Source organism: Micromonospora andamanensis, from assembly GCF_016863495.1.
GTDB lineage: Bacteria > Actinomycetota > Actinomycetes > Mycobacteriales > Micromonosporaceae > Micromonospora > Micromonospora andamanensis.
In genome coordinates this window covers 438,534-461,555 of sequence record NZ_BOOZ01000003.1, presented here as the reverse complement: position 1 = coordinate 461,555, position 23,022 = coordinate 438,534, and the positions used below count along the sequence as shown (strand labels likewise).

Below are 23,022 nucleotides of genomic sequence, written 5' to 3'. Positions count from 1 at the left end.
AACGTGCCGGTCATGGCCCATCGGACATCGAGCCGACTACTGTTCACCGCCTTCGGCGTGAGCCTGCTGGCCGGTGCCGGTCAGCTCGGCCTCGCCTTCGGCTTCGGGATCGTCCGGCTCACCGGCACCTTCACCGGCGCGAGCATCAACCAGTGGCCGGCACAGCTCGTCTGGGCCGGCTGGTTCGCCACGAACGCCGCAGTCATCGGTGCCGTGCTCACCGAACGGCTGGCCCGGCCCGGTGGGCAGCTCACCGGCACTGCCCGGCAACTGGCCGTCGCGGGCAGCGCCGCGCTGGGTGCCACGGTCGTGGCGCCGCTGTGCATGCAGCCGGCCCGCAGCGCCGAACTCATCTCGGTCGATCCGGTCTGGGCCGTGGCCATCTGCGCCGGTCTCGGCGCGGTGGTCGGCGCCGGTGCCGCGCTGGCCGTGCTGGTCCGGCCCCCGTTGGCCTGGAACATGGCGGCTGTCGCAGCGGTGGTCTGGCTGCTCGCGTTGCTCTCGGTGCTGCCGTCGCTGGGGGCGACCGGACCACTGACCCCGGTACGCCTCGGCGTGCTGGAACCGGCCTGGCTCACCGCCGGCACCGCGCAGCAACTGGCCCTGCTGCTGCTGCCGATGGTGACCCTGCTGGCCGGTGCGACGACTGCGGCGGTGGCCCGGTGGCGTGGGCATCCGCCGCTGGTCAGCGGACCCAGCGGGGTCGCCGGACCGGTTCTGGTGGCGTTCGCCTACCTGGCCGCCGGTCCCGGTGACCCCGGCGATCGGTACCAGCTGACCCCCTACTACGCGGCGCTTATCGCTGTGGTGGTCGGCGCGCTCGGGTCGGCTGCGGCTGCCCTGCTGCCCTGGACGGCCACCGGCTGGCTCACCCAGCGAGCCGCCGCGCCCGCCAGCAGGACCGCCATCGAGCCGACCGCCATCCTCCAGCCGCTGCCCGCGACCCCCGCGCTTCCCTCGTCGGCCGGTGCCTCGGCTGACGTCCCGGCCACCGCTGACGCCCCGGCCACCGCTGACGGTTCACCGCCGCACTGGCACTGGCCGATCGCGCACACCGACCCGTCCGCCGTGACGACCACGCCGACCGCCAGCACTGCGGGCGCCCGCACCGAGGCCGTCGCCGTCCCCGCACCACAGGCAACCGCAGCACAGGCAGCAGCACCGCAGGCAGCCCCACGACAGGCAGCCGCACCGACGATCGACGCACCGGTCGAGGACAGCGAGCGCCCTCGGGACGACGCGCGCTCAGACGACAGCGAACGCCTCGGTGCTGTCGGCCAGGCCGACGGCAAGCCCGGGGCGACCGATCCGGCTCCGGTGGGTGACGGCAGCGACCTTCCCCGGACGGCACCCACCACCGTGGAGACGGAGGCGTCGGCGGATCCCGTCGGCAAGACCCCGACGCCTCGACGCACCCGCACGCCCCGGACCCCAGCCCAAGCCCCGACCCGAGTTCCGGCCCCGGCGCCAGCCCCGACCTCGGCTCCCGCAGCAGTCCCGGCGTCGGCCCCGGCCGGAGCCGAAGCTCCGGTCACTGTCCCGGCTCCGGAGGCCGTTCCGTCGCCCGGGACAGCGGCGGCGCAGGACACACCTGTCATCGAGCCGGCACCGGCCGGTAGTGCCGAGGCCGACGCGGTGGGGGCGGAGTCGCCCGGGGCGACACCTCGGCCACGGCAGTTCGCGTTGCCCGATCTCGGGCGGGCGACGGCCGGGTCCGACGCGCCGACCGCGGCCGGCATCGCGGCGACTCTCCCGGAGACCCCGGAAGTCTCCATCGAGACGTCGGCCGCCGCCCGGGACCTGTCGGCCGCCTTCACGAAACCACCTGCCGTCCGGCCCGAGGACGTCCAGCCGGACGGCGAGCCGGAGAAGGGCCGACGCGGGCTGTTCCGGCGGGGCAGGTCCCGCTCCGGAGAGGGTGCGGCGACCGATCAGGACGAGCCGCTGCCGGCCCACGACGAGGAGTACGTGGACTGGGTCGCCGGGCTCAGCCGGCCACTTGACGACGACGAACCGACGCCGCCGAAGGAGCCCCGCCGCTCCCTGCGCTCGACCGGACGGCACCACAAGCGCTGAGGGTGGAGCACAGTGAGTGTTGAGCACCTCACGTCTGGGTGACATGATCATGTCACCCAGACATACGGGCGCTCAAGACATCCTCGTCCCCCGGCCCGACGCGATCAGGCCAGCGGCAGGTAGACCTTCCCACCGGAGGCGACGAACTCGTCGGATTTGTCCTGCATGCCGCGGGCGGCGTACTCCTTCAGATCCTGGGTGATCTTCATCGAACAGAATTTCGGCCCGCACATCGAGCAGAAGTGCGCGGTCTTTGCCGGCTCGGCGGGCAGCGTCGCGTCGTGGTAGGAACGCGCGGTCTCCGGGTCCAGCGAGAGGTTGAACTGGTCGGCCCAGCGGAACTCGAACCTCGCCTTGGACAACGCGTCGTCCCACGCCTGCGCCCCCGGATGGCCCTTCGCCAGGTCGGCCGCGTGCGCCGCGATCTTGTACGCGATCACGCCGGCCTTCACGTCGTCCCGGTCCGGCAGTCCGAGGTGCTCCTTCGGCGTGACGTAACAGAGCATGGCGGTGCCGAACATACCGATCATCGCGGCCCCGATGGCCGAGGTGATGTGGTCGTACGCGGGCGCGATGTCCGTGGTCAGCGGGCCGAGCGTGTAGAACGGCGCCTCGTGGCACCACTCCTGCTGGAGGTCGACGTTCTCCTTGATCTTGTGCATCGGCACGTGCCCCGGACCCTCGATCATGACCTGCACGTCGTACTCCCAGGCGATCTTCGTCAACTCGCCGAGGGTACGCAGCTCAGCGAACTGCGCCTCGTCGTTGGCGTCCGCGATCGAACCGGGCCGCAGACCGTCGCCCAGGGAGAACGTCACGTCGTAACGGGCCAGGATCTCGCACAGCTCCCGGAAGTTGGTGTAGAGGAAGTTCTCCTCGTGATGCGCCAGGCACCAGGCGGCCATGATGGAACCGCCCCGCGACACGATGCCGGTGACCCGGTCCACCGCCAACGGCACGTACGGCAGCAGCACCCCCGCGTGCACCGTCATGTAGTCCACGCCCTGCTCAGCCTGCTCGATCACGGTGTCCCGGAACACCTCCCAGCTCAGCTTCACCGGATCGCCGCCGACCTTCTCCAGCGCCTGGTAGATCGGTACCGTGCCGATCGGCACCGGTGAGTTGCGCACGATCGCCTCGCGCGTCTCGTGGATCCGCTTGCCGGTGGACAGGTCCATCACGGTGTCCGCACCCCACCGGGTGGCCCAGGTCAGCTTCTCCACCTCCTCGGCCACCGAGGAGGTCACCGCCGAGGTGCCGATGTTGGCGTTGACCTTGACCAGGAACGCCTTGCCGATGATCGCCGGCTCACATTCCGGGTGGTTGATGTTGAGCGGCAGCACGGCCCGCCCCGCCGCGATCTCGTCCCGGACGAACTCCGGTGCCATCCCCTCCCGGATCGCCACGAACTCCATCTCCGGCGTGACGACACCAGCCCGCGCGTACGCGAGCTGCGTCGGCCGCTTGCCGTCCGAGCCGGCCAGCGGGGTCCCGGCACCGCGTACCGGCGCCACGTCGCCCCGCTCCGCGATCCACGGTCCGCGCAACGGCGACAACCCCACCTCCGGATCGGAGCCCGGGCCGGAGGTGTCGTAGAGCCGTACCGGCGGGTTGTCCCCGGTCAGCTCCACCTCCGCGAACGGCACCCGGATGTCCGGTCGGGATCCCTCGACGTACACCTTGCGACGTGCCTGCATGACAGCCTCCCTGATCAGGCGGACCAGCCGAAGTGGTCCATCGGTCCGCGTCCCGCGCCCAGCTCCCAGTCCCGCGCGCCGGTCAGCGCGCGGGTCACGTACTCCTTCGCGGCACCAACCGCCGCCGGCACCTGATCGCCGAACGCCAGCCGCACCGTCACGGCCGCCGAGAACGAACAACCGGTGCCGTGGGTGTGCCGGGTCGGCACCCGAGGGGCACGCAGCACCGTCGTCCCCTCCGGGCCGTGCAGCACGTCCACCGCCTCGTCGCCGGCATCCACGTCGCCGCCGGTGACGATGACCCACTCCGGTCCACCGGCCGCCAGGGCCCGCGCCGCAGTGGTCATCTCCGCCACGTCGGTCACGGCCGCCCCGGTGAGCGCCGCCGCCTCCGCGCTGTTCGGGGTCGCCACCCGGGCGTACGGCAGCAACCGCTCCACCGCCTCCACCACACCGAGCTGATGCCCGCTGGTGGCCACCAGCACCGGGTCGACGACCAGTTGCGGCAGCCGGCCCGCCGCCGCCGCGTCGGCGATCGCGGCCGCCACAGCCGGGGTACCCAGCATCCCGGTCTTGACCGCCCGCACCGCGAAGTCCGACAGCACACTGTCGAGCTGGTCGGTGACCAGTTGCGGGGGCAGCGGCAGCACCGCGTCCACACCCCTGGTGTTCTGCGCGGTGACCGCCGTGAGCACGCTCGTGCCGTACGCGCCCAGCGCGGCGAAGACCTTCAGGTCGGCCTGGATGCCGGCACCGCCACCGGAGTCGGAACCGGCGACGGTGAGCACGGTGGTGGGGGTCACGGCACGTCCTCTTGGTCTGGGGTTGTCTTGTGGTTGCGGTTGGGGGCTGCGGCCGACCGTGCCCACTCCGGGCGGTCAGGCTTGATCCCTGCGTGGGCACGGTCGGCCGCAGCCCCGTCGTGGTCATCGCCCGCCGGAACGTGCCAGCTTGGCGGATTCTTGGCGGGTTCCGGAGCGGTCGTGGCGTGGAAGGCGGCGGTGAGGGTGGTGGCTGTCCGTTGTGGGTCGTTGGCGCGCATGATGGCGCCGAGGACTGCCACGCCGGAGGCTCCGGCCTGGACGCAGGCGTGTACCTGGGCGGGGGTCTCGATGCCGCCGAGGGCCAGCGCGGGTACCGGGCTCAGCCGGATCAGCTCGGCCAGCCCCTCGGCGAGCAGGGGTGGGCCGTAGCCGGGCTTGGTCCGGGTGGGGAAGACCGGCGAGAGGGTCACGTAGTCCTCGGTGGTGAGCCGGCGTAGTTCCGCCGCGTCATGGCAGGAGCGGCCGACCAGGTCGGCCGGGGGCGGTGGGTACGGGCCAGCCGCCGGCAAATGCAGTGCGATCGGAAAGCTGCCCGTTCCGGTGCCACCGGCCCAGGTACGGGAGCCGGGCTCGGCGGTGACCGAGCGGCCCGGATCGTCATCCAGCACCGGGTCGGGGCCGGCGACGATGAGGGTTCCGCCGACCTCGGTCAGGATCGACCGCAGCTCGACGGCGAGGGCGAGGCGTTCGGCACGCGGCAGATCCTTCTCCCGCAGCACCACCCAGCGCACTCCCCCGGCCACGGCCGCCGCCACCACCCGAACCAGCCCACCCCGCGCCACCCGCCGATCCGTCAACACCACGACCCCCGAGGGCACTTGGATCTTGGTGCGGACCGGCCCCTGGAGGGGCGCTCCCGGGCCAAGATCCACGAAATCAGTTTGTGTGGTCACAGGTGGGGGCGGCCTTCGTCGGGGGTGGAGGGCAGGGCGTGGAAGCGGCGGGGGATGCGACCGGCGGCGTGGGCGAGGCGGCCGGCCCCGATCGCGTACCGCATCGCGGTGGCCATCGCCACCGGGTCCGCCGCCCGGGTCACCGCGCTGGCCAGCAGCACCGCGTCGCAGCCCAGCTCCATGGCGAGCGCCGCGTCGGAGGCGGTGCCGATACCCGCGTCCAGGATCACCGGCACGCCGACGTCCTGCCGGATGAGTCGGATGTGGTGCGGATTGTTGATCCCCAGGCCGGAGCCGATCGGCGCGCCGGCCGGCATCACCGCAGCGCAACCGACGTCGGCCAGCCGCCGCGCCAGCACCGGGTCGTCGGAGGTGTACGGCAGCACGGTGAACCCGTCGTCGACGAGTTCCTCGGCGGCGCGCAGCAGTTCCACCCCGTCGGGCAGCAGCGTCCGCTCGTCGCCGATCACCTCAAGCTTGACCCAGTCGGTCTCGAACGCGTCCCGGGCCAGCCGGGCCACCTTCACCGCCTCGCCCGCGGTGTAGCAGCCGGCGGTGTTCGGCAGCAGCCGCACGCCACACCTGTCGAGCAGGTCCAGCAGGCCACCTGAACCGCCAGGCACCGTCTCCACCCGACGCAGCGCCAGGGTGACCAGCTCGGTGCCGGAAGCCCGGATCGCCTGCTCCAGCACGTGCAGGTTCGCCGCACCGCCGGTACCGAGGATCAGCCGCGAGTTGAACCGCACACCGCCCAGCTCGAAGCCTGTCGACTCGTTCGCCATCCGACTCACCCGCCCTGGGCGGCGCTGAGCACCTCGACCCGGTCACCGCCCCGCAGCACCGTCGCCGGCCAGCCGGTACGCGGCACCACCTCGCCGTTGACCGCCACCGCCACACCGCGCTGCTGGCCGGTGACGTCGCGGACCAGGTCGGCCACCGTCAACCCGTCCGGCAGGCTGCGACCGGCACCGTTCACCGTCAGTTCCACGAGTCATCCCTCCGTCGCTGGCTGGGAGGTGCTGCCGGCGGCAGCCGCGCCCACCACGTCCGGCAGGTCGGCGAACCGGTCCGGCCGGAAGGGAGCGAGCAGCGGGTCAGCGCTGCCACCTCCGATGATCAGTTCGGTGATCAGGTCTGCGGTGACCGGCGTGAGGACGATCCCGTGTCGGTGGTGACCGGCGGCGATGATCACGTCCGGGTGCCCCGGCAACGGCCCCAGGATCGGAGCGTTGTCCGGCGTACCTGGGCGCAACCCCGCCAACGTCTCCACCAGGTCGTACTCGGCGATCTCCGGCAGCAGGTCGACGGCGGCCCGCAGCAGCCGCAGCACCGCTCCGGCGGAGATGTCCAGGTCGGACCGTTCCTCTACGGTCGCACCGACGACCACCTCGCCGCTGTCCCGCGGCACCAGGTAGACGTGCGCGCCGTCGGCGTACCCCCGGATCACGTGCCGGAAGCCTGGCGGCCCGCCATCGGGCGCGCGCAGCCGCAGCACCTGTCCCTTCACCGGACGGACCGGCAGGCCGGTAAGTGCCGCCGCGCCGCAACCGGCGGCGACCACTGTCACGCCGGCCGTGATGTCGGACAGCCGGCGTACCGGCTCGGCGACCAGCACCGCTCCCGCCTGCTCCGCCGCCAGCCGCAGCGCCGGCACCAGCCGGCGCGGATCGACCTGGTGGTCGGTGGCAGCGAGCGCGCCGCCGCGCACCCGGGGCGCCAACGCCGGCTCGCGCTCGCGCAGCTGGGACGGGCGCAGCGGGGTCACAGGCAACCCCAACCCCTGCTGGTACGCCCAGAGCCGGCGCGCCTCGGCTAGGTCGTCGGCGGTGAGCCCGACCATCAGGGTGCCCTCGGTCCGGTAGCCGATGTCGGTGCCGGTCGCCTCGGTGAGTGCGGCGGCGAACCCGGGCCACCGGCCGGCCGACTCGGTAAGCAGGCCGGTCAGCTCCCGCTCGCCGAAGTACGCCTCGGCGACCGGCGCCAGCATTCCGGCGGCCACGTGTGAGGCACCGGATCCGGGCGCCGGATCGTGCACCACCACCCGCATGCCACGGGTGGCGCACCGCCAGGCCACCGCCCAGCCGATCGGGCCGCCCCCCACGACTGCCACATCCGGCCGGTGCCGCGTCAGGTAGGTGGTGGCGGGATCACCGGTCACCATGTCAGCGCCCGAACCAGGTCGGCGGCGGCGCGGGCGGGATCGGTGGCCCCGGAGAGCGCACCGATCACCGCCACCCCGTACGCGCCGGCGGCCCGCAACTCGGGCACGTCCGCCGCCGTCACCCCACCGATGGCGATCACCGGCACCTCGACCGCCTCGACCACCGCCCGGACACCTGCCACACCTATCGGCGGTGGCAGCCCGTCCTTGGTGGTGGTGGCGCGGCACGGCCCGACACCCAGGTAGCTCGCCCCGTCAGTGACCGCCGCGAGTGCGGTTGCCGGTTCCCGAGCGGTGGCACCCAGCACCGCAGCCGGGCCCAGCACCTGCCGGGCCGCTGCCACGGGCAGGTCGTCGGCACCGACGTGACCGCCTGCGGCACCGGTGGCCAACCCCACGTGCAGTCGGTCGTTGACCAGGCAGGGCACCCCGTACGGCGTGCAGCGGGCCAGCACCCGCCGGGTCAGCTCGTACGCCTGCCGGTCGGTAGCGCTGTCCTCGACCCGGACCTGCACCACAAGCTCGGTACGGGCCACCGGCAGCACGGCATCAAGCACGGCGAGCGGATCCCGCCCGGGTCGGGTGTCGGTGATCAGATGCAGTCGTCCCAGGGACGGCACGGCAACACTCCTCCCTGCGCCGGCATTACCCGGATCAGGTTCGACGGTCGGGGGCTCACAGCCCCCCTCTCAGCCCGGTACACCGGGCTCCCGTGGGTTCGTTGGGTGTCACCGTACGTCGTTTCGCCGGCTCCGCCAACCCCGTCCTGCGCCGTCGGCTGGGGCGAGGACTGCCCGGTCACGCGGACTCGCCGCAGTCTGCTGAACCGACTCGCGGCAGCACGGCGACCGGAGGAAGGCACCGATATACAGCGACTCACACCAATAAGGAATACCTCCGTTACCAAAACGTTACAAGGGTCCACCTTGCTCGAAACTAGATTCACTAACGCCAATTAAGTGATCGGATCGGCTTGTCGCCACCCAGACCTCGCTCGTCAGGTATGGGCGCTCGGACCGACGCGGAGTGACCACCGCCGTCCACTCCGGCCCGTACCACGGACAGAGGAGATCTTCGTGCCCCGACCCCGTCGGCGGCGAGCACCGCTCGCCGCAGCGACCACGGCGCTACTCGCCCTTGTACTCATCCTGACCGCCGCACCGGCCCCGATCATCGGCCCGGCCGCCGCCCGGGCCGCCGCGCCCGTCGCCGCGGCGGAGGCGGAGCCGTACTCCGTCCTCGTCTTCTCCAAGACCGCCGGATTCCGGCACGACTCGATCCCGGCCGGCATCAGCGCGATCCAGCAACTCGGCACGGCCAACGGGTTCACCGTCACCACCACCGAGGACAGCGCCGCCTTCTCCGACACCAACCTGGCCAGGTTCAAAGCGGTCATCTGGTTGTCGACCACGGGTGACGTGCTCAACGCCAGCCAGCAGGCGGCCTTCGAGCGCTACATCCGCGCCGGCGGCGGTTACGTCGGCGTGCACGCCGCGTCCGACACCGAATACGACTGGGCCTGGTACGGCCAGCTGGTCGGTGCCTACTTCAACAGCCACCCGGCCAACCAGACGGCCACGGTGAAGGTCGAGGACACCACCCACGAGTCGACCCGGCACCTGCCGGACCGGTGGTCCCGTTTCGACGAGTGGTACAACTTCCGCACCAACCCCCGCGCCCGCCAGGTGCAGGTGCTGGCCTCCCTCGACGAGCGCAGCTACAGCCCGGGCAGCGGGGCGATGGGGCACGACCACCCGATCGCCTGGTGCCAGAACTTCGACGGTGGCCGGTCCTGGTACACAGGTGGCGGGCACACCCAGGACTCCTTCGCCAACGCCGAGTTCCGGCAACACCTCCTCGGTGGTATCCAGACCGCGGCCGGGGTGGTGCACGCCGACTGCGGTGCCGGCCGAGCCGCCAGCTTCGAGAAGGTGACGCTGGACAGCAACACAAGCAACCCGATGGAGCTGGACATCGCGCCCGACGGCCGGGTCTTCTACATCGAACGCGACGGCCGGGTGCAGATCATCAAGCCGGACACCGGCCAGACGGTCACCGCGCTGCGGCTGAGCGTCTTCGCGGGTAACGAGGACGGCCTCCTCGGCATCCGACTCGACCCGAACTTCGCCAGCAACGGGTGGGTCTGGCTCTACTACGCCCCGAGCGCGGGCGGCTCCCGCAACAACCTGTCCCGGTTCACCGTCACCGGGGACACGATCAGCCCGTCCAGCGAGCGGGTCGTCCTGGAGGTACCCACGCAGCGCAACACCTGCTGCCACATGGGCGGGACGATGACCTTCGACTCGGCCGGCAACCTGTACCTGGCCACCGGGGACAACACAAACCCCTTCGAGTCCAGTGGCTACAGCCCGCTGGACGAGCGCTCCGGCCGGTCGGACTACGACTCGCAGCGCACCGCCGGGAACACAAACGATCTGCGCGGAAAGGTGCTCCGGATCCGGCCGCAGGCCGACGGGACGTACACCATCCCGGCCGGAAACCTCTTCGCACCGGGCACCGCGCGGACCCGCCCGGAGATCTACGCGATGGGCCTGCGCAACCCGTTCCGGATCGGCATCGACCGGGTCACCAACGTGCTCTACGTAGCCGACTACGGCCCGGACGCCACCACCAGCAACGCCAACCGGGGCCCGGAGGGTCTGGTCGAGTGGAACATCGTCGACCGGCCCGGCAACTTCGGCTGGCCGTACTGCCACGGCAACAACCAGGCGTACAACGACTACCAGTTCCCGTCCGGCCCGAGCGGGGCGAAGTTCAACTGCGCCGCGCCGGTGAACAACTCCCCGAACAACACAGGTCTGACCAACCTGCCGGCGGCCATCCCGGCCACTGTCGACTACGGCTACGGCGGTAACAGCCGCTTCCCGGAGATCGGCGGCGGCGGAGCGCCAATGGCCGGCCCCGTCTACCGGTACGACCCGACCATCTCGTCCCGCCGGCAGTGGCCGGCGTACTTCGACGGCAAGTCGATCTTCGGCGAGTGGAACCAGTCGCGGATGTACACCATGCAGGTCAGCCGGGACGGCAAGTCTCTTGTCGACATCAACCGGATCCTCGACCAGATGACCTTCGTCCGACCGATGGACTTCGAGTTCGGCCCCGACGGCGCGCTGTACCTGATCGAGTGGGGCAGCGGCTTCGGCGGCAACAACGACAACTCCGGCGTCTACCGGATCGACTACACAGCCGGTGCCCGCGCCCCGATCGCGGTCGCCTCGGCGAACCCCACCTCCGGAGCGCCACCGCTCGCGGTCACCTTCTCCAGCGCCGGCTCGCGCGACCCCGACGGCGGGGCGCTCACCTACGCCTGGACGTTCGGCGACGGCGGCACCTCCACCCAGGCCAACCCGACCCACACGTACACCAGTTCCGGGAGCTACACCGCGCAACTCCGGGTGACCAACCCGGCGGGTCGGAGCGCGGTGGCGAACGTGCCGGTCACCGTCGGCAACACGGCACCGACCGTGACCATCGAGTTTCCGCCGGACGGTGGCTTCTTCGCCTGGGGCGACCAGGTCGCCTACACCGTCAAGGTCACCGATCCGGAGGACGGGACCGTCGACTGCGACGACGTCGAACTCCAGGTCCTGCTCGGCCACGACGAGCACGCCCACCCGCTGGAGCGGCACACCGGCTGCACCGGCACGGTGCAGACCCAGCTCGCCGACGGCCACGGGGCGGACGCGAACGTCTTCACCGTGCTGGAGGCAACCTACACCGACAAGGGCGGGTCCGACGGGGCCGAGCCGCAGACCGGCCGGGCGCTCGTGGTCCTTCAGCCCAAGCGCAAGCAGGCCGAGTACTACTCCGCCACCGGGCGGGTGACAGGTGCCACCGGGGGCGGCACCGCCGGGGTGGAGCGGGAGACCACAGGTGACACCGCCGGCGGCGGGCAGAACATCGGGTTCATCGAGGACGGCGACTGGTGGTCGGTGAGTCCGGCCAGCTTGACCGGCGTCACCTCGATCCAGTTCCGGGTCGCCTCGGCCACATCCGGCGGCCGGATCGAGGTACGCGCCGGAGCCGCGAACGGACCGCTGATCACCACCGCGACCGTGGCCGGCACCGGAGGGTGGCAGACGTACACCGACATCACCGCGCAGATACCCAACGGCGCCGCCGCGGAGGGCGCGTTGTACTTCGTCGCCCGGGACCCGAGCGGCGGCTCCGGCACCCTGTTCAACGTCAACTGGATGGACTTCGTCGGCCCCGGGGTGAGCGGCAACGCCCCACCGACGGTCGCCGCCACGGCCACCCCGACCAGCGGGACCGGGCCACTGGCCGTGACCTTCACCGGTACGGCGACCGACCCGGACGGGGACACCCCTCTCACGTACGCCTGGGACTTCGGCGACGGCGCGACCGCGAACACGCTCAGCGCCACCCACACGTACACCACGCCGGGCAGCTACACCGCCACCCTGACGGTCACCGACAGCCGGGGTGCCCGGGGGCAGGCAAGCGTGCCGATCCGGGTCGACGGGGCGGGCAACCCCTGCCAGGGAGAGCAGGGACCACAACGGTCCGACGAGTTCACCGGCACCTCGCTGGACCTCCAGCGGTGGACAGGCGTGGTGCGGGGGAACACCTCGTACTCGGTCGCCGACGGTTCGCTGCGGCTGCCCACCGCTGCGGGTGACCTGTACGGCACCCGCAACGACGCCACAAACCTGGTGCTCCAGCCCGCGCCCAGCGGAGCCTGGCAGGCGACCACCCGGGTGACCCTGGCGGCCCGGGCCGACTACCAGCAGGCCGGTCTGCTCATCTACGGCAACGACGACAACTACGCCAAGTTGGACCTGCTGTACGGAGGCAGCCGCCGGGTGGAGTTCATCAGGGAGAGCGCCGGGACGCCGCGCAACGAGAGCACGGACTCCACAGCGGCTCCCACAGGTGACACCATCCATCTGCGACTGACGAGCGACGGGACGAACCTGACCGCCGCCTACTCGACCGACGGGCAGACCTTCACCGCGGTCGGTCGGTCCGCCGCGCTGGCCGGGATCACCAACCCCCGAATCGGTCTCTTCGCCCTCAACGGCGGCACCACCGCACCTGTGGTGAACGCTCAGTTCGACTGGTTCCGGATCACCCCGGATGTCACCACGAGCGTCGTCACGCCGTCGGACGAGTTCACCGGCGGCAGCCTGGAGAAGTGCCGGTGGAACGCCATCGTGCGGGAGGACGCGACCCGCTACCGGGTGACCGACGGCGCGCTGCGCATCGACGTGCCGAACGGTGACATCTACGGCACCGGCAACACCGGGCCGACGAACTTCATCCTCCAGAACAGCCCGGCCGGGAACTGGACGATGCAGACCCGGGTCGACGGCAGCCTGCTCAATGAGCAGTATCAGCAGGCGGGCCTGCTGGTGTACGCCGACGACGACAACTACCTCAAGTTCGACTACGTCACGGACAACGCGGCCGGACAAGCGGTCTCGCGGCGGATCGAGTTCCGCAGCGAGGTCGGCGGAGCGGTGCAGAGTACGCAGCCACAGGCGACCGGCCTGACCCAGGGGATCTGGCACCTGCGGCTGACCCGCAGCGGAAGCACCTTCACCGCCGCGTACTCGGCCGACGGCACGAGTTGGACGAGCCTGGGGTCGTTGACGAGCACCGCGGTCGGGACGACCCCGAGGGTGGGTCTGTTCACTCTCGGCGCCAACCAGACCGCCGCCAAGACGGCCGCGTTCGACTACTTCCGACTCACCCCCGGGTAGTCGGCCGGCCCAGCCGATCCATCGATGCCGGCCCGTGCCTCTGCCCCGAGGCACGGGCCGGCGCTGGTGGTGGTTTGGGCGGGCTGTGCGGGAATGTCACCCCCATTTACCGAAACGTTATCCATCGAAGTCTTGCCATTAATCGTTTCAACGGAACTAATTTGTTCAACGGCTCGACATAAATGCTGGTACGGCGCCATCGGCACGGTGTCCGAACCGGCTCCATTTGGGACGGTCTTCGGCGAGCCGTCCCCCGCGACCCACGTCGAGTAACGACAGAGGAGACCGGAGTGCCCCGACCACCCCGTGCCCGCGTACCCATCACCGCCACACTTCTCACCCTCGGCCTCGCCGTGACCGGCCTCGCCGGCGTCCCTGCCGCACAGGCCGCGCCGAGCACCGAGACAGTCGCGCAGAGCGCCCCCGTCCAGCAGGCGGCTCCGGAGGCCGCCGATACGTTCTCAGTGCTGGTCTTCTCCAAGACCGCCGGCTTCCGCCACGCCTCCATTCCCACAGGCATCGCCGCCATCCAGGAACTCGGCGCGGAACACGGTTTCACCGTCGACACCACAGAGGACGGCGCCGCCTTCACCGATGCGAACCTGGCCCAGTACCAGGCCGTCATCTGGCTCTCCACCACCGGAGACGTGCTGACCGCCGACCAGCAGGCGGCGTTCGAGCGCTACATCCAGGCCGGTGGCGGCTACGCCGGCATCCACGCCGCCGCCGACACCGAGTACAGCTGGTCCTGGTACGGCGAACTGGTGGGGGCGTACTTCAACAGCCACCCGGCCAACCAGACCGCCACGGTCAAGGTCGAGGATCCGGCTCACCCCTCCACCGCGCACCTGCCGGAGCGCTGGTCCCGATACGACGAGTGGTACAACTACCGCACCAACCCGCGTGGTGCGGTGCACGTGCTGGCCACCCTCGACGAGAAGAGTTACTCCGCCGGCTCCGGCGCGATGGGGCACGACCACCCGATCGCCTGGTGTCAGGACTACGACGGCGGCCGAGCCTGGTACACAGGCGGCGGCCACACCGACGAGTCGTACGCCGAACCGGAGTTCCGCACCCACCTGCTCGGCGGTATCCGCACCGCGGCCGGGATCGAGGGTGCCGACTGCGGGGCGTCGCTGACCGCCAGCTTCGAGAAGGTGACGCTGGACAGCAACACAAGCAACCCGATGGAGCTGGACATCGCGCCCGACGGCCGGGTCTTCTACATCGAACGCGACGGCCGGGTGCAGATCGTCAAGCCGGACACCGGCAATACGGTCACCGCCATCGACCTCGACGTCTTCACCGGCAACGAGGACGGCCTGATCGGCATCCGCCTCGACCCGGACTTCGCCACGAACAACTGGGTGTATCTCTACTACGCCCCGAACGACGGGGTGGCGCGCAACCTGCTCTCCCGGTTCACGGTCAGCGGTGACTCGATCGACGCGGCCACCGAGAAGGTGGTGCTCCAGGTCGACACCCAACGCAACACCTGCTGCCACGCCGGCGGCACCATGACGTTCGACTCCGCCGGCAACCTCTACCTGGCCACCGGGGACAACACCAACCCGTTCTCCTCGGACGCGTACACGCCCATCGACGAGCGGCCCGGACGCGCCGACTACGACGCGCAGCGCACCTCCGGCAACACCAACGACCTGCGCGGCAAGGTGATCCGGATCCACCCGGAGGACGACGGGACGTACACCGTCCCGGAGGGCAACCTCTTCCCGCCGGGTACCGAGAAGACCCGTCCCGAGATCTTCGCGATGGGCTTCCGCAACCCGTTCCGGATCGGCATCGACCCGGCCACCGACACCCTCTACGTCGCCGACTACGGCCCGGACGCCGCGTCGGACAACCCCAACCGTGGCCCCGAGGGCCTGGTCGAGTGGAACATCGTCGCCGAACCGGGCAACTACGGCTGGCCGTACTGCACGGGGACCAACGAGGCGTACAACGACTACCAGTTCCCCTCCGGCCCGAGCGGGCCGAAGTTCGACTGCGCAGCGGTGGTGAACAACTCGCCGAACAACACCGGCCTGACCAACCTCCCGCCGGCCATCCCGGCCACCGTCGACTACGGCTACGGCGGTGACCCGCGCTACCCGGAGATCGGTGGCGGTGGTGCGCCGATGGGCGGCCCGGTCTACCGGTACGACGCCGACCTCGACTCGGACCGCAAGTGGCCGGCGTACTACGACGGCAAGGCGCTCCTCGGCGAGTGGAACCAGTCGAAGATGTACACGATGCAGGTCACCGAGGACGGCAAGGACCTGGTCGACATCAACCAGTTGCTCACCGGGATGTCCTTCATCCGCCCGATGGACTTCGAGTTCGGTCCGGACGGCGCGATGTACCTGATCGAGTGGGGTAGCGGCTTCGGCGGCAACAACGACAACTCCGGCGTCTACCGGATCGACTACATCGCCGGTGACCGGGCGCCGATCGCGGTGGCCAGCGCCGAACCCACCTCCGGGCAGGCCCCGCTGGAGGTGGCCTTCTCCAGCGCCGGTTCCCGCGACCCCGACGGAGGCACGCTCACCTACGCCTGGACGTTCGGCGACGGCGGCACCTCCACCGAGGCGAACCCGACCCACACGTACAGCTCGCCGGGCAACTACACCGCCCAGCTCACCGTCACCAACCCGAAGGGGCGTACGGCGGTGGCGAACGTGCCGATCACGGTCGGCAACACCGCGCCGACTGTGGAGATCGAGTTCCCGCCGGACGGTGGTTTCTTCAACTGGGGCGACCAGGTCAAGTACACGATCAAGGTGACCGACCCGGAGGACGGCGAGATCGACTGCGCCGACGTCCAGCTCCAGGTGCTGCTCGGTCACGACGAGCACGCCCACCCGCTGGAGCAGCACACCGGCTGCACCGGCACGGTGCAGACCCAGCTCGCCGCCGGGCACGGCGCCGAGGCGGACGTCTTCACCGTCCTGGAGGCCACCTACACCGACCAGGGCGGCACCGGTGGGGCCGACCCGCTGACCGGCCGGGATATCGAGATCCTCCAGCCCAAGCGCAAGCAGGCCGAGTACTTCACCGACACCGGCCGGGCCGAGAACGGCACCGGCGGCGGCGACCCCGGCGTGATGCGCGAGGCCAGCGGTGACTCCGCCGGCGGCGGGCAGAACATCGGTGCGATCGAGGACGGCGACTGGTGGTCGGTCGTCCCGGCCGACCTGACCGAGATCGACGAGATCCGCTTCCGGGTGGCCTCCGCGACCAGCGGCGGCGTGATCGAGGTACGGGCCGGCGCGGTCGACGGCCCGGTGGTCGCCACGGCCACCGTGCCGGGTACCGGCGACTGGCAGACCTACACCGACGTCACCGCGCCGGTGACGGGTGCAGCGAGCGGTTCGCTGTACTTCGTGGCCCAGGATCCGGCGGGCGGCTCGGGTTCGCTGTTCAACGTCAACTGGGCGGATTTCGTCGGCAAGGGCGTCACCGACAACGCACCGCCGGTGGTCACCGCCACCGCCACGCCGGCCACCGGCACCGCACCTGTCACCATCGCGTTCGGCGGCACCGCCACCGATCCCGAGGGCGACACCCCGCTGACGTACGAGTGGGACTTCGGTGACGGCGGCACGGCCGACACGCTGAACGCCGAGCACACCTACGCCGCACCGGGCAACTTCACCGCCACCCTGACGGTGACCGACAGCCGGGGCGCCCGGTCGTACGCCACGGTGCCGGTCCGGGTCGAATCGCCGAACACCTCCTGCCTCGGGGCACGTTCGGACAACTTCGACGGCGACACGCTCGACCGCGACCGGTGGAGCAGCGTGGTGCGGGAGAACCAGCTCCTGTCCGTCTCCGACGGCGCGCTGCAACTTCCGACCGGGGTCGGTGACCTCTACGGCAGCCGCAACGACGCGACAAACCTGGTGCTCCAGCCCGCGCCGACGGGTGCCTGGCAGGCGACCACGAAGGTCACCGTCCCGGTGACGGCTACCTACCAGCAGGCAGGTCTGATCGTCTACGGCGACGACGACAACTACGCCAAGGTCGACCTGCTCTACAACGGCAGCCGGCGGGTGGAGTTCCTCCGGGAGACTGCCGGCACGCCGCGCAACGACAGTGCCGACAACGTCGCCGCACCGGAGGGTGACACCGTCTACCTGCGGATCAGCAGCGACGGCACCACCCTGACCGCGGAGATGTCGGCCGACGGGCAGACCTACAGCCCGGTCGGGCGGTCCGCCGGGCTGGCCGGCATCGAGAACCCGCGGATCGGCCTGTTCGCCCTCAACGGTGGCACCGACGCCCCCGTCGTGGATGCCGCGTTCGACTGGTTCCAGGTGACGCCGGACGAGCCGGCCGGGCCGGTCGACCCGTCCGACGACTTCGACGGCATCTCGCTGGACAAGTGCCGGTGGAACGCGATCCTGCGGGAGGACCCGAGCGCCTACCGGGTCAGCGGTGGCAAGCTGCACATCGACGTGCCCAACGGTGACATCTACGGCACCAACAACACCGATCCGACGAACTTCATCCTGCAGAACGCCCCGACCGGCGACTGGACGATGGAGACCAAGATCGACGGCAGTCTGCTGGACGAGCAGTACCAGCAGGCGGGTCTGATCGTGTACGGCGACGACGACAACTACCTCAAGTTCGACTTCGTGGTGGACAACCAGGCCGGCCAGCCGGTGTCTCGGCGGATCGAGTTCCGCAGCGAGATCGGCGGATCGATCCAGGATCCCCAGCCGGGTGCGGAGAACCTGACCTCGTCCGAGTGGCACCTGCGGGTGTCGCGCGCCGGTGACACCTTCACCGCGTCGTACTCGGCGGACGGCACCACCTGGACGGCGTTGACCGAGCTGGTCAACGCGGCCGTGGGGGCGACCCCGAAGGTGGGCGTGTTCACCCTCAGCGGCAACCAGACCGCCTCGAAGTCGGCGTCGTTCGACTACTTCCGGTTCTCCACCGAGGCCGGACCGGACGACGACACCGCCCCTGTCACCACGGCCGAGGTGTCCGGCACCCCGGTCGAGGGTTGGCTCACCGGCCCGGCGACCGTCACCCTGACCGCCGCCGACAACGACGGTGGCAGCGGGGTGGCTCGCACCGAGTACCAGCTCGATGACGCCACCACCTGGACCGCCTACACCGCACCGGTGCAGGTGACCGGGGACGGCGAGCACGAGCTGCGGTTCCGCTCGGTGGACGAGGCCGGCAACGTGGAGGAGACCAAGACGGTAGCCGTCCGCATCGACGCCACCGCGCCGGTCAGCACCGCGACGTTCGCTCCGGCGAACGACGAGGGCTGGCACGACGGCACCATCCCGGTGGTACTCACCTCGACCGACGCCGGTTCCGGGGTGAAGCTGCTGGAGTGGTCGTTGGACGGCGGCGACTGGACGCCGTACACCGAGCCGGTGCAGATCAGCGGTGACGGGGACCACGAGCTGCTCTACCGGGCCACCGACACCGCAGGCAACGCCGAGACGCTCAAGTCGGCGGTGGTCCGGATCGACGGTACGAAGCCCACCCTGCTGGTCTCCGGCATCGCCGACGGCCAGCTCTACGGGGACAGCCAGGACGTCCGGGTGTCGTGGCAGGCGGTGGACCCGACCTCGGGCATCGCCTCAGTGGTCGGTCAACTCGACGACCGCCCGTACGTCAGCGGCACGCTCCAGGCGATGTACGAGCTGCCGTTGGGCCTGCACGAGCTGACCGTCACGGCGACCGACAAGGCGGGCAACGCCACCACCGCGTCGGTCCGCTTCTTCGTCACCACCTCGTTCCGGGACATGCAGAACCTGCTGGACCGGTTCAAGGCGACGGGTCGGCTCTCCACGAAGGCGCACAACCAGTTGTCGAAGCGACTCTCCAACGCCCGTGTGGCGGAGGCGGAGGGCAACGACAAGCGGGCGATCAACCAGCTCACCGCGTTCCGGACGCTTGCCGGTGACGCTGAGCTGGTCGGCGAGGCGGAGATCCGGGACGTGCTGATCCGGGACGCCGACGCCATGATCGTCCGGCTCGGTGGCACGGCCAGCAAGATCGGCGTACAGGCCAATGACGGCGAGTCCGTCAAGGGCGCCGGCCGCCTCGGCGGCGACCCCACCCGCCTGGCCCCGGGGCGTCGCCTCTGAGCGACAGTTCCCGGTAGCACACAGGGGCCCCGTCCGGCAGCAGCCGGGCGGGGCCCCGCCATGTTCCCGGTTACCTGTCGAGCACCGCCCGCAGGGCCTTCAGGTCGTCCTCGGTGGGGTGCCAGGCGCCGGCCTCGGCGTTGGCGCGTACCTGCTCGGGTGTGGTGGCGCCGGCGATGACCGAGGTGACCGCCGGCTGGGCGGCCAGCCCACCGATCGCCACGTGCAGCATGGGCACCCCCCGTTCCGCGGCGTACGCCTCGATGCCCTCGATGGTGTCCCAGTCGGCGGCGGCGAGGCGCTGGGCGTACCGTCCGCCACCGGCCAGGCGGCTACCGGCGGGGGGCGCCTCACCCCGCTTGTACTTGCCGGTGAGCAGCCCGTTCGCCAACGGGAAGAACGGCAGCATGCCCAGCCCGAACCGGTCGCAGGCCGGCAGCACCTCGATCTCGGCGTCCCGGTTCAGCAGGCTGTAGTGGTTCTGCGCGCTGACGAAGCGGGTGAATCCGCGGGTCTTCGCCGTCCAGTCGGCGTCGGCGATCTGCCAGCCGGAGAAGTTGGAGTTGCCGAGGTACCGCACCTTGCCGGCGCGGACCAGATCGTCCAGGGCGGACAGCGTCTCCTCGATCGGGGTACCCGGGTCCGGCTCGTGGAACTGGTACAGGTCGATGTAGTCGGTGTCCAGCCGCCGCAACGACGCCTCGACCGCCCGGATCACGTACCGCCGCGAACCGCGTACCCCGAAGTCCCGGCCGTTGCTACCGGCCATCGACATGCCGAACTTGGTCGCCAGCACCACGTCGTCCCGACGGCCCTTGAGGGCCGCGCCGAGTTGCGCCTCCGAGGCGCCGTGCGGCTCACCGTAGATGTCGGCGCTGTCGAAGAAGTTGATCCCGGCGTCGAGGGCCGCGTCGACCACCGCGCGGGTGCCGTCCAGATCGAGTTTGCGGCCGAAGTTGTTGCAGCCGATCCCCACCACGGACACCACGAGCCCGGAGTCGCCCAACCGGCGATAGGTCATCTCACTCACGAGATCACCATATGTCGCCCCGTCGGATGGTCGCAGGGCCGACCACCGGAGCGGGTGCGGTGGTCAGCCCACGTCCCAAACCGGCTCGTCGGTCTCGACCACCTCGCCGTCGCCACGGAAGAGCAGGAACCTGTCGAAGGTCCGGGTGAACCAGCGGTCGTGGGTGACCGCCACCACCGTGCCGGAGAAGGCGGTGAGCCCGGCTTCCAGCGCCTCCGCCGAGGCCAGGTCGAGGTTGTCGGTGGGCTCGTCGAGCAGCAGCATCGTCGCGCCTGACAGTTCCAGCAGCAGCACCAGGAAGCGGGCCTGCTGGCCGCCGGAGAGGGTGCCGAAGCGCTGGTCACCCTGCCCCGCCAGCTCGTACCGGGACAGCGCCGCCATGGCCGCGTGCCGGTCCATGCCGTCCCGGTGCTCGTCGCCCCGCCAGAGGATCTCGACGAGCGTCTTCGCCATCAGTTCCGGCCGGTCGTGGGTCTGGGAGAAGTGACCGGGACGCACCCGCGCGCCCAGTCGGGCCACCCCGTCGTGCGCCACCGGCGCCAGCGCCGCCGCACCGTCGACGGGGCCGTTCGCCGGGTCCGGGTCCGTCCCGCCCCGGGCCAGCAGGCGCAGGAAGTGCGACTTGCCGGTGCCGTTGGCGCCGAGCACCGCGAGCCGGTCGCCGTACCACAGCTCCAGGTCGAAGGGGTAGGTCAGGCCGTCCAGCTCCAGCTGCTCGCAGACCAGCGCCCGCTTGCCGGTCCGCCCGCCGGCCAGCCGCATCCGGATGTCCTGCTCCTTCGGCGGTACGGGCGGCGGCCCGGCCTCCTCGAACTTGCGCAACCGGGTCTGCGCCGCCTGATAGCGCGAGGCCATCCCATCGTTGTACGCGGCCTTCTGCTTGTACATCAGCATCAGCTCGCGCAGCTTCTGATGCTCCTCGTCCCATCGCTTCCGCTGCTCGTCGAGACGGGCGTGGCGGGCCACCCGCGCCTCGTGCCAGCTGGCGAAGCCACCCGGGTGCACCCAGGCGCTGCCACCCTCCACCGCGACCACCCGGTCGGCGGTGTGCGCCAGCAGTTCCCGGTCGTGCGAGACGTAGAGCACCGACTTTGCCGACTCCCGCAGCCGCGCCTCCAGCCAGCGCTTGCCGGGCACGTCGAGGAAGTTGTCCGGCTCGTCGAGCAGCAGCACCTCGTCGGGGCCGCGCAGCAGCAGTTCCAGGGCGAAGCGCTTCTGCTGCCCGCCGGAGAGGGTCCGCACCGGGCGCTGTCGGGCGGTTTCCCAGGGCAGATCGAGAACGATCGTGGCGACCGTGTCGAAGAGCACCTCGGCGTCGTACCCTCCGGTCTCGCCCCAGGCCGCCAACGCGTCGGCGTACGCCAGCTGGGCCTTGCCCGCGGCGGTGCTGTACTTGCCGCGCAGCTCGGCCTCCCGCATGGCCGCCTCGGTCTCGGCCAGCCGGCGACCGGCGTCGCGCAAGGCCGGTGGGGCGAGCGACAGGGCCAGGTCGGCCAGGTTCGACTCGTCGCCGATCATGCCGATGAACTGCCGCATGACGCCCAGCCCACCGGCGCGCGCGATCGTGCCGGTGGGCACCGGCAGGTCACCGGCGACCATCCGCAGCAACGTCGTCTTGCCCGCGCCGTTCGGCCCGACAAGGGCCACCTTCGCGCCCTCACCGACCCGGAACGACACGTCGGCGAAGAGCTGCCGCCCGTCCGGCAGGACATGCCCGACCGCCGCCACGTCCACGTATCCCACGCCGGCATCCTGCCCGAGCCGGACCGGCCGGCCAACCGATTACCCGGTCAGTGGGTGACGCGCAACACCCGGAATCCCTTCTGGCTGGCGTGTCGGGTTACCCGCCAGCCCTGCTGGACCAGCCAACCCTGCAACGAGTCACCGCCGAGATGGCGGGCCACCACCAGCCAGCCGACGCCGTCCGGAGCGAGCCGGGGCAACCAGCGCAGCAGCAGTTGGTGCAGCTCGTCCTTGCCGACCCGGATCGGCGGGTTGGACCAGATCTGCGCGAAGCGCAGGTCGGCGGGTACCTCTTCGGGGGCCGTCACCCGCAGCCGGCCGGACAGCCCGAGCCGGGCGGCGTTCTCGGCGGTCAGCCCCCGGGCCCGCTCGTTCACGTCCACCGCCCAGGTCGTGGCCGTGGGGGCGACGGTGGCCAGCACGCAGGCGATCGGGCCGAAACCACAGCCGAGGTCGAGCAGGGCGCCGGTGGTCGTGGGAGCCGGTGGCTCGGCCTTGCGCAGCAACACGGCGGTGCCGGGGTCGAGGCGGCTGGCTGAGAAGACCCCGGACGCCGAGACCAGGGTGTAGTCGCGCCCGGCGACGGTGAACTGCACCTCGCGTGCCCGGGCGGGCGCGTCCGGCTCGGCGGTGAAGTAATGGTCCCCGGTCACGCGGGCCATTCTCGCACCGCGCCGGATCCGGCCGACGGTGCGGCTGCCGCAGTGGATCCGACACGTCCATCCACCGCGTTTCCGC

Annotated in this window: 11 protein-coding genes, 2 pseudogenes and 1 riboswitch; of the genes and pseudogenes, 3 read left to right on the top strand and 10 right to left on the bottom strand. The window is 71.0% G+C overall.

Annotated features, from left to right (window positions below):
- Positions 1-12: 12 nt before the first annotated feature.
- Complete coding sequence (locus Van01_RS33430) at positions 13-2,076, top strand: hypothetical protein (protein ID WP_275410248.1); 2,064 nt, start codon at positions 13-15, stop codon at positions 2,074-2,076.
- 104 nt (positions 2,077-2,180) lie between these two features.
- Here the strand turns inward: Van01_RS33430 and thiC are convergent, their stop codons facing one another.
- The 7 genes and pseudogenes from thiC to Van01_RS04635 all read right to left on the bottom strand — a co-directional run bounded on the left by thiC (position 2,181) and on the right by Van01_RS04635 (position 8,271).
- A complete protein-coding gene (gene thiC / locus Van01_RS04665) occupies positions 2,181-3,773 on the bottom strand; it encodes a phosphomethylpyrimidine synthase ThiC (protein WP_204000381.1) in 1,593 nt (530 codons plus the stop codon).
- Positions 3,774-3,787: 14 nt separating this feature from the next.
- Positions 3,788-4,576, bottom strand: coding sequence for a bifunctional hydroxymethylpyrimidine kinase/phosphomethylpyrimidine kinase (thiD, locus tag Van01_RS04660; RefSeq protein WP_204000366.1), 789 nt, complete (start codon positions 4,574-4,576; stop codon positions 3,788-3,790).
- A 173-nt stretch (positions 4,577-4,749) separates the two neighbouring features.
- Positions 4,750-5,421: pseudogene (locus Van01_RS04655) on the bottom strand (thiamine phosphate synthase); the annotation flags it as partial.
- 65 nt (positions 5,422-5,486) lie between these two features.
- Positions 5,487-6,272, bottom strand: a complete 786-nt coding sequence (locus tag Van01_RS04650; RefSeq protein WP_204000363.1) for a thiazole synthase — start codon at positions 6,270-6,272, stop codon at positions 5,487-5,489.
- A 5-nt stretch (positions 6,273-6,277) separates the two neighbouring features.
- Positions 6,278-6,478: a sulfur carrier protein ThiS gene (gene thiS / locus Van01_RS04645; RefSeq protein WP_099849631.1), complete on the bottom strand. Its 201-nt coding sequence runs from the start codon at positions 6,476-6,478 to the stop codon at positions 6,278-6,280.
- A pseudogene (gene thiO, locus Van01_RS04640) lies at positions 6,469-7,651 on the bottom strand (glycine oxidase ThiO). Before thiO ends, thiS begins: the two are co-directional and overlap by 10 nt.
- Complete coding sequence (locus tag Van01_RS04635; protein WP_204000357.1) at positions 7,645-8,271, bottom strand: thiamine phosphate synthase; 627 nt, start codon at positions 8,269-8,271, stop codon at positions 7,645-7,647. Before Van01_RS04635 ends, thiO begins: the two are co-directional and overlap by 7 nt.
- Positions 8,266-8,375, bottom strand: a riboswitch (TPP riboswitch). (Overlaps the previous gene by 6 nt.)
- Before the next feature lie 352 nt (positions 8,376-8,727).
- Here Van01_RS04635 and Van01_RS04630 point away from each other — a divergent pair.
- Both Van01_RS04630 and Van01_RS04625 read left to right on the top strand, forming a co-directional pair.
- Positions 8,728-13,395 carry a ThuA domain-containing protein gene (locus tag Van01_RS04630; protein ID WP_204000354.1) on the top strand — a complete coding sequence of 1,556 codons (4,668 nt, stop codon included), beginning with the start codon at positions 8,728-8,730 and terminating at the stop codon, positions 13,393-13,395.
- Positions 13,396-13,685: 290 nt separating this feature from the next.
- Positions 13,686-19,511, top strand: a complete 5,826-nt coding sequence (locus Van01_RS04625; RefSeq protein WP_204000341.1) for a ThuA domain-containing protein — start codon at positions 13,686-13,688, stop codon at positions 19,509-19,511.
- 70 nt (positions 19,512-19,581) lie between these two features.
- On the opposite strand, the gene Van01_RS04620 is transcribed toward Van01_RS04625, so the two are convergent.
- The 3 genes from Van01_RS04620 to Van01_RS04610 all read right to left on the bottom strand — a co-directional run bounded on the left by Van01_RS04620 (position 19,582) and on the right by Van01_RS04610 (position 22,937).
- Positions 19,582-20,532, bottom strand: a complete 951-nt coding sequence (locus Van01_RS04620; RefSeq protein ID WP_204000631.1) for an aldo/keto reductase — start codon at positions 20,530-20,532, stop codon at positions 19,582-19,584.
- A 72-nt stretch (positions 20,533-20,604) separates the two neighbouring features.
- Positions 20,605-22,284 (bottom strand): ABC-F family ATP-binding cassette domain-containing protein, encoded by a 1,680-nt coding sequence (locus Van01_RS04615; RefSeq protein WP_204000325.1) that lies wholly within the window; start codon positions 22,282-22,284, stop codon positions 20,605-20,607.
- Positions 22,285-22,331: 47 nt separating this feature from the next.
- Positions 22,332-22,937, bottom strand: coding sequence for a class I SAM-dependent methyltransferase (locus Van01_RS04610; protein WP_204000323.1), 606 nt, complete (start codon positions 22,935-22,937; stop codon positions 22,332-22,334).
- Between the last annotated feature and the right edge of the window lie 85 nt (positions 22,938-23,022).